Origin of the sequence: Pseudomonas sp. JAI115 (assembly GCF_014200835.1) — a bacterium.
In the GTDB taxonomy this organism is placed as follows: domain Bacteria; phylum Pseudomonadota; class Gammaproteobacteria; order Pseudomonadales; family Pseudomonadaceae; genus Aquipseudomonas; species Aquipseudomonas putida_A.
Window position 1 is genome coordinate 24,718 of record NZ_JACHCY010000016.1, and the last position, 14,164, is coordinate 38,881.

Annotated in this window: 11 protein-coding genes; 2 read left to right on the top strand and 9 right to left on the bottom strand. The window is 61.3% G+C overall.

The window, feature by feature from the left end:
- Positions 1 to 81 precede the first annotated feature (81 nt).
- Positions 82 to 1,452, top strand: a complete 1,371-nt coding sequence (gene creD, locus HDC30_RS24645; protein ID WP_183785519.1) for a cell envelope integrity protein CreD — start codon at positions 82 to 84, stop codon at positions 1,450 to 1,452.
- A gap of 172 nt (positions 1,453 to 1,624) precedes the next feature.
- Here creD and HDC30_RS24650 read toward each other — a convergent pair whose 3' ends face one another.
- From HDC30_RS24650 to HDC30_RS24685, 8 genes are all read right to left on the bottom strand, one after another.
- Positions 1,625 to 2,254, bottom strand: a complete 630-nt coding sequence (locus HDC30_RS24650; protein WP_183785521.1) for a glutathione S-transferase — start codon at positions 2,252 to 2,254, stop codon at positions 1,625 to 1,627.
- 193 nt (positions 2,255 to 2,447) lie between these two features.
- A complete protein-coding gene (locus HDC30_RS24655) occupies positions 2,448 to 2,627 on the bottom strand; it encodes a hypothetical protein (protein ID WP_183785523.1) in 180 nt (59 codons plus the stop codon).
- Positions 2,624 to 3,748 (bottom strand): PepSY domain-containing protein, encoded by a 1,125-nt coding sequence (locus HDC30_RS24660; RefSeq protein ID WP_183785525.1) that lies wholly within the window; start codon positions 3,746 to 3,748, stop codon positions 2,624 to 2,626. Before HDC30_RS24660 ends, HDC30_RS24655 begins: the two co-directional genes overlap by 4 nt.
- 74 nt (positions 3,749 to 3,822) lie before the next feature.
- Entirely contained in the window at positions 3,823 to 6,261 is a 2,439-nt protein-coding gene (locus HDC30_RS24665; RefSeq protein WP_183785527.1) for a TonB-dependent siderophore receptor, read from the bottom strand.
- A gap of 234 nt (positions 6,262 to 6,495) precedes the next feature.
- Entirely contained in the window at positions 6,496 to 7,467 is a 972-nt protein-coding gene (locus HDC30_RS24670) for a FecR domain-containing protein (protein WP_027610677.1), read from the bottom strand.
- Positions 7,464 to 7,982: an RNA polymerase sigma factor gene (locus HDC30_RS24675; protein WP_183785591.1), complete on the bottom strand. Its 519-nt coding sequence runs from the start codon at positions 7,980 to 7,982 to the stop codon at positions 7,464 to 7,466. The genes HDC30_RS24670 and HDC30_RS24675 overlap by 4 nt, the downstream gene beginning before the upstream one ends.
- A 207-nt stretch (positions 7,983 to 8,189) precedes the next feature.
- Positions 8,190 to 8,897: a PolC-type DNA polymerase III gene (locus tag HDC30_RS24680; protein WP_027610679.1), complete on the bottom strand. Its 708-nt coding sequence runs from the start codon at positions 8,895 to 8,897 to the stop codon at positions 8,190 to 8,192.
- Entirely contained in the window at positions 8,894 to 10,828 is a 1,935-nt protein-coding gene (locus HDC30_RS24685; protein WP_311662532.1) for a putative nucleotidyltransferase substrate binding domain-containing protein, read from the bottom strand. The genes HDC30_RS24680 and HDC30_RS24685 overlap by 4 nt, the downstream gene beginning before the upstream one ends.
- Before the next feature lie 259 nt (positions 10,829 to 11,087).
- Between HDC30_RS24685 and HDC30_RS24690 the strand changes: the two genes are divergently transcribed.
- A complete protein-coding gene (locus HDC30_RS24690; RefSeq protein ID WP_183785531.1) occupies positions 11,088 to 11,534 on the top strand; it encodes a response regulator in 447 nt (148 codons plus the stop codon).
- Positions 11,535 to 11,740: 206 nt separating this feature from the next.
- Here the strand turns inward: HDC30_RS24690 and HDC30_RS24695 are convergent, their stop codons facing one another.
- Entirely contained in the window at positions 11,741 to 13,918 is a 2,178-nt protein-coding gene (locus tag HDC30_RS24695) for a malate synthase G (RefSeq protein WP_183785533.1), read from the bottom strand.
- Positions 13,919 to 14,164 lie beyond the last annotated feature (246 nt).

A 14,164-nucleotide genomic window follows, 5' to 3' on the forward strand; every position in this document is an offset into this window, starting at 1 on the left:
CTCCACACAATCTCCATATTCCCCCCACATTCCCCTCATACATCAACAGCAGACTCTGCCCATCCAAACAGGGAGAGTCCCATGAACAAGAATCTGACCATAAAGCTCGGGGCGATTGCCCTGCTGATCCTGCTGTTGCTGATACCGCTGCTGATGATCGACGGCATCATCGATGATCGCCAGCAACGGCGCGACGGCGTGCTCGAAGATATCGCTCGCAGCTCCAGTAACAGCCAGCAACTGAGCGGGCCGGTGATGGTGGTGCCGTATCGCAAAGTGATTCACAACTGGAAGCTCAACGACAAAACCAACCAGCGCTACGACGAGCCAAGTGAAGAGCGCGGTCGGCTGTACTTTCTGCCGGAGCGTTTCGAACTCGACGGCCAGGTGCAGACCGAGCTGCGCAATCGCGGTATTTACGAGGCGCGACTGTTCCATGCCGACAATCGCATCAATGGGCATTTCTCGTTGCCGGCGCAGTTGGGGATCAAAGAAGACTTTGCCGATTACCAGTTCGACGCGCCGTTTCTGGCGGTGGGCATCAGCGATATTCGCGGCATCGAAAACGCCCTGAAACTGGAACTCGATGGCCAACGCCTGGACTTCGTGCCTGGTACCCAGGTCGGCTGGCTCGGCGAAGGTGTGCGGGTCACGCTGCCGGTGTTGGATACCCGCAACGCCACGGAGCTGACCTTCGGTTTCGACCTGCGTCTGCAAGGTACCGGTTCGTTGCAGGTGTTGCCGGTGGGCAAAAGCAGTCACGTCAGTCTTGCCGCCAACTGGCCGCACCCCAGTTTTGTCGGCAACTTCCTGCCGGGCAAACGCGAGATCAGTGACCAGGGTTTCAGCGCTGATTGGCAGACCACGTTTTTCTCCACCAACCTGCAGGAAGCGATGAACCGCTGCGTGCTGGGCAATGACTGCGAGGCGTTCAACGGGCGCAGCTTCGGCGTGAGTTTCATCGATCCGGTGGATCAATATCTGAAGAGTGATCGGGCGATCAAATATGCGCTGTTGTTCATCGTCCTGACGTTCGCCGGTTTCTTCCTGTTTGAAGTGCTCAAGAGTCTGGCAGTACACCCGGTGCAATATGCGTTGGTCGGGGTGGCGCTGGCGTTCTTCTACCTGTTGCTGCTGTCGTTGTCGGAACACATCGGCTTCGCCCTGGCGTATCTGCTGTCAGCCAGTGGCTGTGTGTTGTTGATCGGGTTTTACGTCTGCCACGTGCTGCACAGCGTGCGTCACGGTCTGAGTTTCTCCGCGGGATTGGCGGCGTTGTATGGCCTGCTGTATGGCCTGCTGAGCGCCGAGGATTACGCGCTGCTGATGGGCTCGCTGCTGTTGTTCGGCCTGCTCGGGGTGTTCATGGTGCTGACGCGCAAACTCGACTGGTACGGGATCGGGCAGAAACCGGCCAAGCCGCTGGCGTTTGATGTGGGGGCGATGCAATGAGCGGGTTGCGGGAGGATCAGCGCTGGAAGGAAGAGTTGGTGACGCGGATTGTCGGGTTTCTGCCTGTGGATGCGAGTTGGTGCCTTCGCGAGCAGGGTCGCTCCCACAGGAGTACGCATTCCAATGTGGGAGCGAGCCTGCTCGCGAAGGGGCCGGGTCAGGCGCCGCAGCCTTAAGGCTTGGGCATGGTGGCGACCATGGACGGTCGCTGGCTCACCTCGAAATACCAGTTGGCCAGTTGCGGATTGGCGCTGCGCCAGTCCAGATCCGGATGACGCAGATCGATGTAGCCCAGTGCGCAAGCGACGCTGATGGCGGCCACGTCGAAGTGGCTGGTCAGCTCGGCGATGGCGTCACTTTCCAGATAGGCCAGGGCGCGGCGGATTTTCTCGCGCTGGGCGTCGAGCCATTCGTCCCAGTGCTTTTCCGGGGCGCGCAGCACCAGTTCGTAACGCACCATCACCGAGGCGTCCATGATCCCGTCGGCCAGCGAGGCCAGGGTCAGACGCCGCCAACGGGCCGCTCCTTCGCGGGGGATCAGCGGATTGCCGACGTGTTGCTGGTCGAGGTATTCGAGGATCACGCGGCTGTCATGGATCACGCTGCCGTCGGCCAGACGCAGGGCCGGAATCTTGCCCAGCGGGTTGTCGGCGTTGAGCGCAGCGTCCGGGCTGACCGGGGTGAGGACGCAGTCTTGCAGGGCGACGCGATCCTGCTGGCCGGTCTCGTGCAGCAGCACCATCACTTTGCGCACGAACGGGGAGAGCGTGTTGTGGAACAGGGTCATGCTGGGGGCGGACATTGGCAAACCTCGGTGGTCATCGAAGAGCAGGAGATTAGCCTAGTCAGATACAGAGCGGCTGGCGAGGGATTTGCTGGTGTTCATCAGGCCGCCTTCGCGAGCAAGCCCGCTCCCACACTGGATCTGTTTCGTTCACAAATCCCCTGTGGGAGCGGGCTTGCTCGCGAAGAGGCCCTGTCAGGCAGCACAAAAATCACTCGCGCGGCAGCAAGCCTCTTACGGCCAGAAACGCCGGCACACCCAGCCCGACCCAGCTCAACGCATCCCAGATTCCATCCCCCAACAACGCCGCGAACAGCCCCGCCGCACTCAGCAGCGCTATCACCAGCGGGGTGCTGAACACTTTCCAGAAACTCGACTGACGCGGCTTCATGCAGCAGCCTCCGCCGTCACCGGTTTCGCCGCTTTACGCCGTACCACCCACAGATACACGCCACTGCCGAGGACGATGATGGTCAGCACGTCGAGGGTTGCCCAGAGGATCTTCATCGGCATGCCGCCGTAGTCGCCGAAGTGCAGCGGCTGCGACATGCCCATGGCGTCCATGTACCACGGGCGCTCGGCCACAGCGGTGACCTGTAGGGTGCTGGCGTCGATCAGCACCGGCGTCAGCAGGTGCGAGGTCAGGTGCGTGCCGCCCTTCATGAAGACTGAATAATGATGCTCGCTGGAAAACCGCGTGCCGGGGAAAGCGATGAAATCCGGGTTCATGCCCGGCGCCACCTCGCGGGCGATGTCGAGCAGGCGGGTGGCCGGGGCTAGTTGAGTGAGCGGCGGGGCATCGCGATAGGGTGCGACCATGGCGGTCAGCGTGTCATTGCGCCACGCGGCGATGAGCAGGTCGGCGCAGGCGCTGATCACTCCGGTGACGCCGACCACCAAGGCCCAGGTCAGGGTAACGACGCCGATCAGATTGTGCAGGTCGAGCCAGCGCAGGCGGGTGGACTTGTCCTGACGCACGGTGCCGAACTGCAAGCGGCGCATGAACGGCAGGTAGAGCACCGTACCCGAGATGATCGCGACCACGAACAGCAGACCCATGAACGCCAGCAGCAACTTGCCCGGCAGCCCGGCAAACATGTCGACGTGCAGGCGCAAGATGAACAGCATCAGCCCGCCATTGGCCGACGGGGTTTCCAACGCTTCACCGGTGCGCGCATCGAGCATGAAGGTGTGCGACGAGTTCGGTTCGGTGCCGGCGGTTTTCGCCATGATCGTCAGCACGGCGTTCGGTTCGTCGTCTTCGAAACCGAAGTACTGCACCACTTCACCTGGGCGATGTTTTTCTGCGGCCTCGACCAGTTGCGCCAGGTTCAGGCGCGGCGTGTCGGCGGGCATTTCGCGCACTTGCGGGGCATCGCCGAGCAGGTGCTCGATTTCGTGATGAAAGATCAGCGGCAGACCGGTCAATGCCAACAGCAGCAGAAACACGGTGCAGATCAGGCTGGTCCAGGTGTGGATGAACGACCAGCGGCGAATTGTTTTACTTTTCATTTCATGACCTTCAAAAACACCGAAGCCGTCCACGGGGGACGGCCTGGTGACAGAACCTGGTTCAGCTCACGCGCTTACCACTTGTAAGTGGCGCTGGCGATGACGCTGCGCTGGTCACCGTAGTAGCAGTAGTAGCCGTCGCAGGTAGAGATGTAGTCCTTGTCGAACAGGTTGGTGGCGTTAATTGCCAGCGACGCACCTTTGAGGCTGTTGTCGAGGCGACCGAGGTCGTAATGCACCGAGGCGTCGAACACGGTGTAGGCGTCCGACTTGCCCAGCCAGGTGTTGGCCTTGTCGCCGTAAGTGTTGCCGGTGTAACGCACGCCACCGCCGATGCCGAAACCGTCGAGTACGCCGCTGTGCCAGGTGTAGTCGGTCCACAGCGAAGCTTGCTGGTTAGGCATCAGTTGCAGGCGATTGCCCTTGTCCACGCCTTTCTGCACTTCGGACTTGGCCAGGGTGTAGGCGGCGATGACTTTCAGGTTATCGGTGACGTCGGAAACCGCTTCCAGCTCCAGGCCTTTGACCTTCACTTCACCGGTCTGGCTGGTGATGGTCACGTTGTTGACGATGCTGTTGACCGCGACGTTCTTCTGGGTCAGGTCATACACCGCAGCGCTCAGCAGAGTCTTGCTGCCCGGCGGCTGGTACTTGATGCCCAGTTCCCATTGCTTGCCTTCGGTCGGCTTGAGCGAACCGGTGGAGGTGGCATCGGCGCCGCTGGTTGGCTGGAAGGATTCGGCGTACGACAGGTACGGCACGAAGCCCGAGTCGAACACGTAGCTGAGCGCCGCGTTGCCGCTGAACGCCTTGTCGCGCTGGGTGTTGGTGGCGTCGCCCTTGTTGATGAACTGCGTGCCGGTGTGCACCCAGTCTTCACGCCCGCCGAGGGTCAGGCGCCACTGGTCGAGGGCCATCTGGTCCTGCACGTACAGGCCGGTCTGGTAGGTCTTCTGGTCATAGTCATAGAACGCCGAAGAACGTGCTGGACGGGTGATCGGCTGACCGTAGATCGGGTTGTTGACGTTAATGTCCGGCGCGGTGCCGAAGATCGACGTGTAATTGGTGTTGCTGCGCTGGTGATCCAGACCAAGCAACAGCGTATGGCGGATGTCGCCGGTGGCGAAGTCGGCCTGGAAGTTGTTGTCCACGGCGAACTGGCTGATGTCTTCATCAACGTTGGTGGTGCCGCGCCCGACATTGCCCTGGTCGTCAACCGTATACCCGGCGTACTCCGTGTTGTAACTGTTGACGGTCACGGTCTGGAACGACAGGTCCGACTTGGTGTATCGCAGGTTCTGCTTGAACTGCCAGACGTCGTTGAGGCGATGCTCGAAGGCATAACCGAGCGCGTAGTAGGTGCGGTCGTAGAAGTCGTAGTCCGGATCACCGAGGTTCTTGTGATGGGAAATCTTGCCGAACGGCATGTCGATCTTGGTGCCCTGAATCGGGTAGAACTGGCTGGTGACACCGGTATCGTCGCGGGTGAACTGGGTCAGCAGGGTGAATTTGGTGTCGTCATCGATGTTCCAGGTCAGGCTCGGCGCGATGTTGTAGCGCTTGTTCTCGATGTGATCGATCTGCGTGTCGCTGTCGCGCACTACACCGCTGATGCCGTAGAGAAACTGCCCGGCGTCGTCGATCTTGCCGGTGCTGGCGAAGTTGATCTGACGATGGTTGTCGCTGCCGTACTGCAACTGGATTTCGCTGCTGGCTTCCGCGCTCGGGCGCCGGCTGACCATGTCCAGCAGACCGCCCGGCGGCGTCTGGCCGTAGACGGAAGAGGCCGGGCCGCGCAGCAGCGCGAGGCGGTCGAGGTTCCAGGTTTCAGGCTTTGGGTTGGCGTATACGCCCTTGGGCAGCGGCAGGCCGTCGAGGAACTGAGTCGGCTCGAAACCGCGCACCCGCAGCCAGTCGATACGGGTGTCGCTGCCGTAGCTGCTGGCGGTGATGCCCGGCATATAGCGCACGGCGTCATCGAGACTGTGCACGCTGCGATCGTCCATTTGCTGACGCGTGGCGACGGAGATCGAGCGCGGTGCTTCGACCAGCGCGGTGTCGGTCTTGGTGCCGGCGGCGGTGCGGGTGGCGGTGTAGCCTTCGACCGGGCCCCAGGCGGTTTCCAGATTTTCCACGCCGATCACTGCGGTTTCCGGCAGCGCCAATGTCCCTTCCGGCACTGCAACCAGGGTGTAAGTGCCGGTACTGCTTTGTTCCAGTTGCAGACCGGTGCCTTGCAGCGCCGCGCGCAGAGCGCCAGCGGCGTCGTACTGACCGCTGACCGGCGCCGAGGTCTTGCCGGCGGCCAGCGCCGGATTCAGCGACAACGCGAGGCCGCCCTGGCTGGCGATCTGGTTCAGCGTGGTCGACAGCGGCGCCGCTGGCAGGTTGTAGGCACGCACGCTGGAGGCCTGTTCAGCAGCGAGCAACGGGCTGCTGAGCAGCGGCGCGCTGAGGGCAATGGCGATGGCCAACAGACTGGGGCGCAACAAGGTGTCTAGCGAACGGGACATGCGAAGGCTCCTGAATGGAAATATTTCTCAATTGCCTGAGTGCCGGACGAGAATTGAAAAGTGATAGGGCTGGATGAAAATAATTTCGATTAACTTGGAAGGGGGCGGCCGCTTCGGGATTTTCGAGTGTGGCGGATGGCCCTATCGCGAGCAGGCTCACTCCTACAGGGGGAACGCATTCCTACTGTAGGAGTGAGCCTGCTCGCGATAGCTATTTCCCTGACAACGAATTTTTTAAGGCTTGGTATCAGCCTTCGCCACCGTGACCCAATACGGTGTATGCCGCTCGATCTGCACCGGCAGGGTCGGCAGCAGCGCACTCAAGGCCTTGTCGGTGTCGTGCAGCGGGAAACTGCCGGTGATGCGCAGGTCAGCGACTTCCGGCGCGACGCCCAGATGCCCTCGGCGATAACGACCCAGTTCATGCACCAGGTCTTCCAGTCGCGCGTTGTCCACCACCAGCATGCCGCGGGTCCAGGCATCGGCGCCGGGCGTGAGCGCGGCGACCGTGTCGAGGCCGTCATTGCGGATCAGCACTTGCTGGCCTTCGCGCAGGATCTGCTCTTCAGGATGACTTTGCGGATGCGCCGCCACCGCCGACTGCAACACGCTCAAGCGTGTGCCTTGGTCTTCACGCTTGACCAGAAACCGCGTGCCCAACGCGCGCATGCTGCCTTCGCGGGTCTCGACGATGAACGGCCGCGCATCACCGTGACCGGTCTCGACCATGATCTCGCCTGCCTGCAATACGATCAGCCGCTGCCTGGCATCGAAGCGCACATCCACCGCGCTGTGGGTGTTGAGATTGAGCACGGTACCATCGGCCAGGCGCACCGTGCGCTGTTCGCCGGTGGCGGTGCGTTGATCGGCGAGCCAGTAATCCAGCGGCAGATAGCGATCACCGGCAAACAGCGCCAGACCGACGAGCGCCACCACGCTGGCCAATCCGCTGCCGAGCTTGCGCACACGGCGTCGAATGCCTTCGCGCGATTGCAGCAAGGCTGCGCGGGCCGGGCCGTTGGCGACGCTGAAGCGCTGATCGAGCATGCCCAGTTGGCGCCAGGCGCGGGCGTGTTCTTCATGGGCCGCGTGCCACTTGGCGAACTCTTCGCGCTCCAGCGGACTGCCGGAATCCAGCGACAACTGCCAGGCAATCGCCGCGTCCAGCACCTGAGCCGAGACCGGTTTGGAACTGGCCGGATTCATGTCGGCTCACCGTACAGGGCGATGTAGCACTGGCGAATGCCTTGCGCGAGATACTGCCGCACGCGCGGCACCGAGACGCCAAGCTTCTCGGCGATTTCGGCATGGCCGAGGCCGTCGAGGCGGTTATACAGGAAAGCGGCGCGGGCCTTGGTCGACAGTTTGCCGAGCAGGCGGTCGATGGCCTTGAGGTCTTCGAGGATCAGTTGCTGTTCTTCCACCGAAGGCTGTTCGCCTTCGGGGATCAGCATCAATTCAGTGAAGTAGGCCTGCTCCAGCGCGGCGCGGCGGAAGTAGTCGAACAGCAGGCCCTTGGCGATCGCCACCAGAAACGCCCGGGGTTCGCGCGGCGTCAGCAATTCATCGCGACCGAGCAAACGCACGAAGGTGTCCTGGCTCAGGTCTTCGGCCCGTTGCGGGCAAGCCACATTGCGCCGCAACCAGCTCAGCAGCCAACCGCGATGGTCGCGATACAACGCACCGACGAGTTCACTGTGAGGGCTTGGGACTGACGACACCAGACGCACCGATTGGGAAATGTTAACCAACGAGAATTGTTCGCGATTCTCGCAGAGGTGGGAATGGTTAGCAATTGGCCACTGGTCGGGTGGTATCAGGAAGACCGCATCATCGTTCTTCGCGAGCAAGCCCGCTCCCACAGGGGGAATGCATCCCAGTGTGGGAGCGGGCTTGCTCGCGAAGAGGCCAGTACCGGCACCGAAGATCTAGAAGGAAGGCGCCTGCTGACGACGTTTCCACTGACTCAAGCGCTGTTGCAGGTTCAACGGACTATGAATCTGCTGCTGCCGCGCCCGGCTGAACAGGATCAACGCCAGTTCCGCCGTGGCCAGCGCATCGGCACTCGCGTTGTGCCGCTCGAACACCTCAAGCTTGAACCAGTCGATCCACTCATCCAGCCCGGCCTCGCGGATGTTCGCCTGTGGGCACAACAATGGCGCCATGTGCGCGACATCCAGAAACACATTCTGCAGCCTGTAACCCAGGTGTTCCTTCAATGCGCGTCCGAGCATGTGTTGATCGAAGGGCGCATGAAACGCCAGCACCGGGCTGTCGCCGATGAACTCCATGAACTCCAGCAACGCCTCGGCCGGGTCGCTGCCGGCGGCAATCGCATTCGGCCCCAGGCCATGAATCAACACGCTGGGGCTGAGCTTCAGCTCCCGACATTGCAGGGTGCGCTCGAACTGCTGACTGAAGTCGATTGCGCCGTCTTCGATCACCACCGCGCCGATCGACAGCACGCGATCCTTGTTCAGGTTCAGCCCGGTGGTTTCCAGATCGAGCACCACCCAGCGCTGTTCGCGCAGGCTGCATTCTTTCAGTTCGCCGATGGTTGGCAGTTGTGCCAGACGTTGTTGCAGGTCTGCCGACAGCAAAGGGCTGGCCGGCCGCAGCCACGAGAACAGGCTCACAGCTGATACCGCAGAGCCAGGCTGCTTTGCAGACGCTGGGCCTGGCGCAGGGATTCACGCAGAATGCGCCGATCCAGATGATTGAGGCTGTCGGGATCGACCCGGTTCGACCAAGGCAGATTCTCACGGGTCTGGATCTGGTGCTGCTGCATGCGCGTCTGCTGGATGAAGTGGTAGGCCTCTTCATATGCCGCGCCATCGAGCCGTTCGATGACTTCTTTTTCGACCAGCTGACGCAAGCGCTCCAGAGTGTTGTTGGTTTCGATGCCATGCGCCAGCGCCAACAGGCGTGCGCCGTCGACGAAGGGCGTCAGGCCCTGGACTTTGAGATCAAGGGTGGCTTTCTCGCCGTTTTTGCGCGCCAGCACAAACTCGCGGAAACGCCCCACTGGCGGACGATTGCGCAGGGCGTTCTCGGCCATCATGCGCTGGAACAAACGGTTGTCGCCGACCTGATCGAGGATCCCCCGGCGCAGTTGCGCGCAGCCTTTCTCGTCGCCCCACACCACCCGCAGGTCGAAATAGATACTCGAACCGAGCAGGTTCTCCGGCGTCGCCTCGCGGATAAATGCTGCAAAGCGCCGCGCCCATTCTGCTCGGGACAGGCACAGCTCAGGGTTGCCGGCCATGATGTTGCCCTTGCACAGGCTGAAGCCGCACTGCGCCAGGCTCTGGTTGATCTGCTGGGCGATCGGCAGCAGCTTGCCGCGAATCTCCGCCGCGTGCGCCGCGTCCCGCGCTTCGAACAGAATGCCGTTGTCCTGATCGGTGTGCAGCGTCTGTTCGCGCCGGCCCTCGCTGCCGAAACACAGCCAACTGAACGGTACGCCGGGGTCGCCTTTTTCGGCGAGGGTCAGCTCGATCACCCGGCACACGGTGTGGTCGTTGAGCAGGGTGATGATGTGGGTGATCTGCGTCGAAGACGCACCGTGGGCAAGCATGCGTTCGACCAGTTGGCCGATCTCGCCGCGCAGGCTCACCAGTTGCTCAAGGCGCTGGGCACTGCGGATGGTCCGGGCCAGATGCACCAGATCGACCCTTTGCAGCGAGAACAGATCACGCTCGGAAACCACGCCACACAGACGCTGATCCTTGACCAGACAAACGTGGGCGATGTGCCGTTCGGTCATGGCAATCGCCGCGTCGAAAGCGCTGTGATCGGGCGACAGAAAGAACGGCGAACAGGTCATGTGCCGCTCGATGGTTTCGCTGAAATCACCGCTGCCATTGGCGACCACTTCGCGCAGGTCACGCAGGGTGAAAATCCCCAGCGGCGCCTTGTGCTCATCCACCGCGACGATGCTGCCGACCTGTTGCTCGTGCATCAGCTTCACCGCTTCGCGCAACGGTGTGTCGGGGCTGCAAGTCACCGGATGGCGCATCGCCAATTCGCCGAGGCGGGTGTTCAGCGAATACTGGGTGCCGAGGGTTTCCACGGCTTTTTGCTGGACTTGCTGGTTGACCTGATCGAGCAGGCTGCTGACCCCGCGCAAAGCGAAATCGCGGAAGCTGTTGGACAGGGCGAACAGCTTGATGAACGCCGGTTTGTTCAGTTGCAGGCAGAAGGTGTCTTCGCTGGCCAGATGCTCGGTGCGGGTCGCCCGTTCGCCAATCAGCGCGGCAAGCGGGAAGCATTCGCCGGTGGTGATCTCGAAGGTGGTTTCAGTGCCGGGCCGGGTGATGTGCTGGCGTTCGCCGACCACCCGGCCCTGTTTGACGATGTAGAAATATTCGACCGGCCCGTCGGCGGGCTTGATGATGCTTTCGCCCTGGCCGTAAAAACGCAACTGACATTGTTCCACCAGAAAAGCCAGGTGGGCGTGTTCCATCTGATTGAAGGGCGGGAAGCGCTGGAGGAATTGCAGAGTGCCCTGAATGTTCTGCAACACCGCGGTTTTCCCTGCCTGGGTGAAGGCGTCCGCTTTACTCATAACCATTACCGCAGTCTTTTTCGAATTGTTGTTGTCGGATCGTTGCAGCCATGGTCGGCCCCTGCGCGCGGGGTGCCCATTGGACGTAAGTCTAGGTTTGGGCTGCCGTTCGGCACATTTAGGAAGTGCCCTACAAAAACAGTCGGAAATTCCCCCGCCAGCCACTTGGAAAAAAATCCGACGAAGTGCACATTGAAGCTCTGCTTAGCGATGTCTGACGACTGTGCCAGGTGACTGAATTGAAAACGTAGAGAATGCCATGTCCGACCACGATATTTTGAGCGACGCCGAGCGTGAAGCGCTCAGCGCAGTAATGCTCGAACCCGACTTGCCGCCGCAGCGTGTTCTGATCGTCGATGACGACGAGGACGCCCGGGAGCTGTTGTCGGAGATACTCGCGTTGGACGGCATTCGTTGCATGACGGCGGCCAGTGGCGAGTCCGCGCTGAAGATGATCGAGGAAAAACCTTCGATCGGCCTGGTGATCACCGATCTGCGGATGGGCCATGTCGACGGGCTGGACCTGATTCGTCAGGTGCGAGAGTCGGCGAGGGCGGCGATGCCAATCATCATTGTTTCCGGCGATGCCGATGTGAAGGACGCCATCGCCGCGATGCACCTGAGCGTGGTGGACTTTCTGCTCAAGCCGATTGATACGGTGAAGTTGCTGGGCCTGGTCAAACACGAATTGGGCATTGATCCCTGACTCTCAAGCGACACCGTCCCCCCCTGTGGGAGAGGGCTTGCTCGCGAATGCGTCCTTTCTGTCGAAATTAATGTTGAATGTGAGTCCGTCTTCGCGAGCAAGCCCGCTCCCACAATGGATCTCCAGTGGTTGTTAGATTTTAGCGGCCAACAAAAAAGCCCTGATCGCAAGATCAGGGCTTTTTCATGTCCGGCAGTCAGCACAGGTTACAGACCGTTGGCCTTCTTGAACTCGCGACGACGACGGTGCAGAACCGGCTCGGTGTAGCCGTTCGGCTGTTTGGTGCCTTCGATCACCAGTTCGACTGCCGCCTGGAAGGCGATGTTGCTGTCGAAGTTCGGTGCCAGCGGACGGTACAGCGGGTCGTTGGCGTTCTGCCGGTCAACCACTGGCGCCATGCGCTTGAGGCTTTCCATCACTTGCGCTTCGGTGACGATACCGTGGCGCAGCCAGTTGGCGATGTGCTGGCTGGAGATCCGCAGCGTCGCACGGTCTTCCATCAGGCCGACGTCATTGATGTCCGGCACTTTCGAACAACCCACGCCCTGGTCGATCCAGCGCACCACGTAACCGAGAATGCCCTGGGCGTTGTTGTCCAGTTCGTTCTTGATCTGCTCCGGCGTCCAGCTCGGGTTGACTGCCAGCGGAATGGTCAGGATGTCGTCCACCGAAGCACGGGCACGCTTGGCCAGTTCGGCCTGACGGGCGAACACGTCGACCTTGTGGTAATGCAGCGCGTGCAGCGCAGCCGCAGTCGGCGACGGCACCCAGGCGGTGTTGGCACCGGCCAGCGGGTGAGCGATTTTCTGTTCGAGCATCGCCGCCATCAGGTCGGGCATCGCCCACATGCCTTTACCGATTTGTGCACGACCTTGCAGGCCGGTGTTCAGACCGATATCGACGTTCCAGTTCTCGTAGGCGCCGATCCACTTCTCGGCCTTCATGTCGGCCTTGCGCACCATCGGGCCGGCTTCCATGGAGGTGTGGATTTCGTCGCCGGTACGGTCGAGGAAACCGGTGTTGATGAACACCACGCGCTCGCTGGCAGCCTTGATGCAGGCTTTGAGGTTGACCGTGGTGCGGCGCTCCTCGTCCATGATCCCGACTTTCAGGGTGTTGCGCTTGAGGCCCAGCACATCTTCGATGCGACCGAACAACTCGTTGGTGAACGCCGCTTCTTCCGGGCCGTGCATCTTCGGTTTGACGATGTAGACCGAGCCGGTGCGGGTGTTCTTGCGCGAGGTGTTGCCGTTGAGGTTGTGCATCGCCGCGAGGCACGTCACCAGACCGTCGAGAATGCCTTCCGGCACTTCATTGCCGTGTTTGTCCAGGATCGCGTCGATGGTCATCAGGTGACCGACGTTACGCACGAACAGCAGCGAGCGACCGTGCAGGGTCAGTTCACTGCCATCGACCTTGGTGTAGGTGCGATCCGGGTTCATGGTGCGGGTGAAAGTCTGGCCGCCCTTGGCGACTTCTTCGGACAGGTCGCCCTTCATCAGGCCGAGCCAGTTGCGGTAGATCACCACTTTGTCGTCGGCATCGACGGCAGCCACGGAGTCTTCGCAGTCCATGATGGTGGTCAGTGCCGCTTCCATCAGGATGTCTTTGACGCCGGCGGCATCGGTCTGGCCGACCGGGGTGCTGGCGTCGATCTGGATTTCGAAATGCAGGCCGTGGTTCTTCAGCAGGATCGCGATCGGCGCGTCTGCCGGGCCCTGGAAGCCGATCAGTTGAGCATCGTCACGCAGGCCGGTGTTGCTGCCGCCCTTGAGGGTGACCAGCAGTTTGCCGTCAACGATCTTGTAAGCCGTCGAGTCGACGTGGGAGCCAGCGGCCAGGGGCGCCGCTTCGTCGAGGAACGCACGGGCGAAGGCGATGACTTTGTCGCCACGCACCTTGTTGTAGCCTTTGCCTTTTTCCGCGCCACCGTCTTCGCTGATCGCGTCGGTGCCGTAGAGGGCGTCGTACAGCGAACCCCAGCGGGCGTTCGAGGCATTGAGGGCGAAGCGGGCGTTCATCACCGGCACCACGAGTTGCGGGCCGGCGGTACGGGCGATTTCATCATCGACATTTTGCGTCGTTGCCTGGAAATCAGCCGCTTCTGGCAGCAGATAACCGATTTCTTGCAGGAAGGCTTTGTAGGCCACGGCGTCGTGCGCCTGACCAGCACGCTCCTGATGCCAGGCATCAAGACGAGCCTGGAAGTCATCGCGTTTGGCGAGTAGGGCTTTGTTCTTCGGCGCCAGGTCATGAATGACCTTGTCGGCACCTTCCCAGAATTTTTCGGCGGTGAGGCCGGTACCGGGAATGGCTTCGTTGTTCACGAAGTCGAACAGGACTTTGGCGACCTGCAGGCCACCGACTTGAACGTGTTCAGTCATTGCTTGCCTCACTCTGCTCAGCTATTTCGCTTTTCAGCTCTTCAATTTTGACAATGAAGCCTCTGGCCATTTAAACCACAAACCTTCCGACCAGTACATGCCATTGCTGGCGGCTGGGCTGGGACCAATCAACGGCTTGGGGGCCTTGCTGACGGGGCTTTCAGGGTTGCGAACATGCCTTGGGCAGACATCGATCCAGCGTTATGTAGTGCGCGCCGAGGCATACTACATGATGCGTTGCGCTTG

Excerpts from the sequence above, each read along its gene's own strand:
- HDC30_RS24685 (WP_311662532.1), bottom strand. The coding sequence starts at position 10,828 with ATGAGTAAAGCGGACGCCTTCACCCAGGCAGGGAAAACCGCGGTGTTG.
- HDC30_RS24650 (WP_183785521.1), bottom strand. The coding sequence starts at position 2,254 with ATGTCCGCCCCCAGCATGACCCTGTTCCACAACACGCTCTCCCCGTTC.
- HDC30_RS24695 (WP_183785533.1), bottom strand. The coding sequence starts at position 13,918 with ATGACTGAACACGTTCAAGTCGGTGGCCTGCAGGTCGCCAAAGTCCTG.
- creD (WP_183785519.1), top strand. The coding sequence starts at position 82 with ATGAACAAGAATCTGACCATAAAGCTCGGGGCGATTGCCCTGCTGATC.
- HDC30_RS24655 (WP_183785523.1), bottom strand. The coding sequence starts at position 2,627 with ATGAAGCCGCGTCAGTCGAGTTTCTGGAAAGTGTTCAGCACCCCGCTG.
- HDC30_RS24665 (WP_183785527.1), bottom strand. The coding sequence starts at position 6,261 with ATGTCCCGTTCGCTAGACACCTTGTTGCGCCCCAGTCTGTTGGCCATC.
- HDC30_RS24670 (WP_027610677.1), bottom strand. The coding sequence starts at position 7,467 with ATGAATCCGGCCAGTTCCAAACCGGTCTCGGCTCAGGTGCTGGACGCG.
- HDC30_RS24660 (WP_183785525.1), bottom strand. The coding sequence starts at position 3,748 with ATGAAAAGTAAAACAATTCGCCGCTGGTCGTTCATCCACACCTGGACC.
- HDC30_RS24690 (WP_183785531.1), top strand. The coding sequence starts at position 11,088 with ATGTCCGACCACGATATTTTGAGCGACGCCGAGCGTGAAGCGCTCAGC.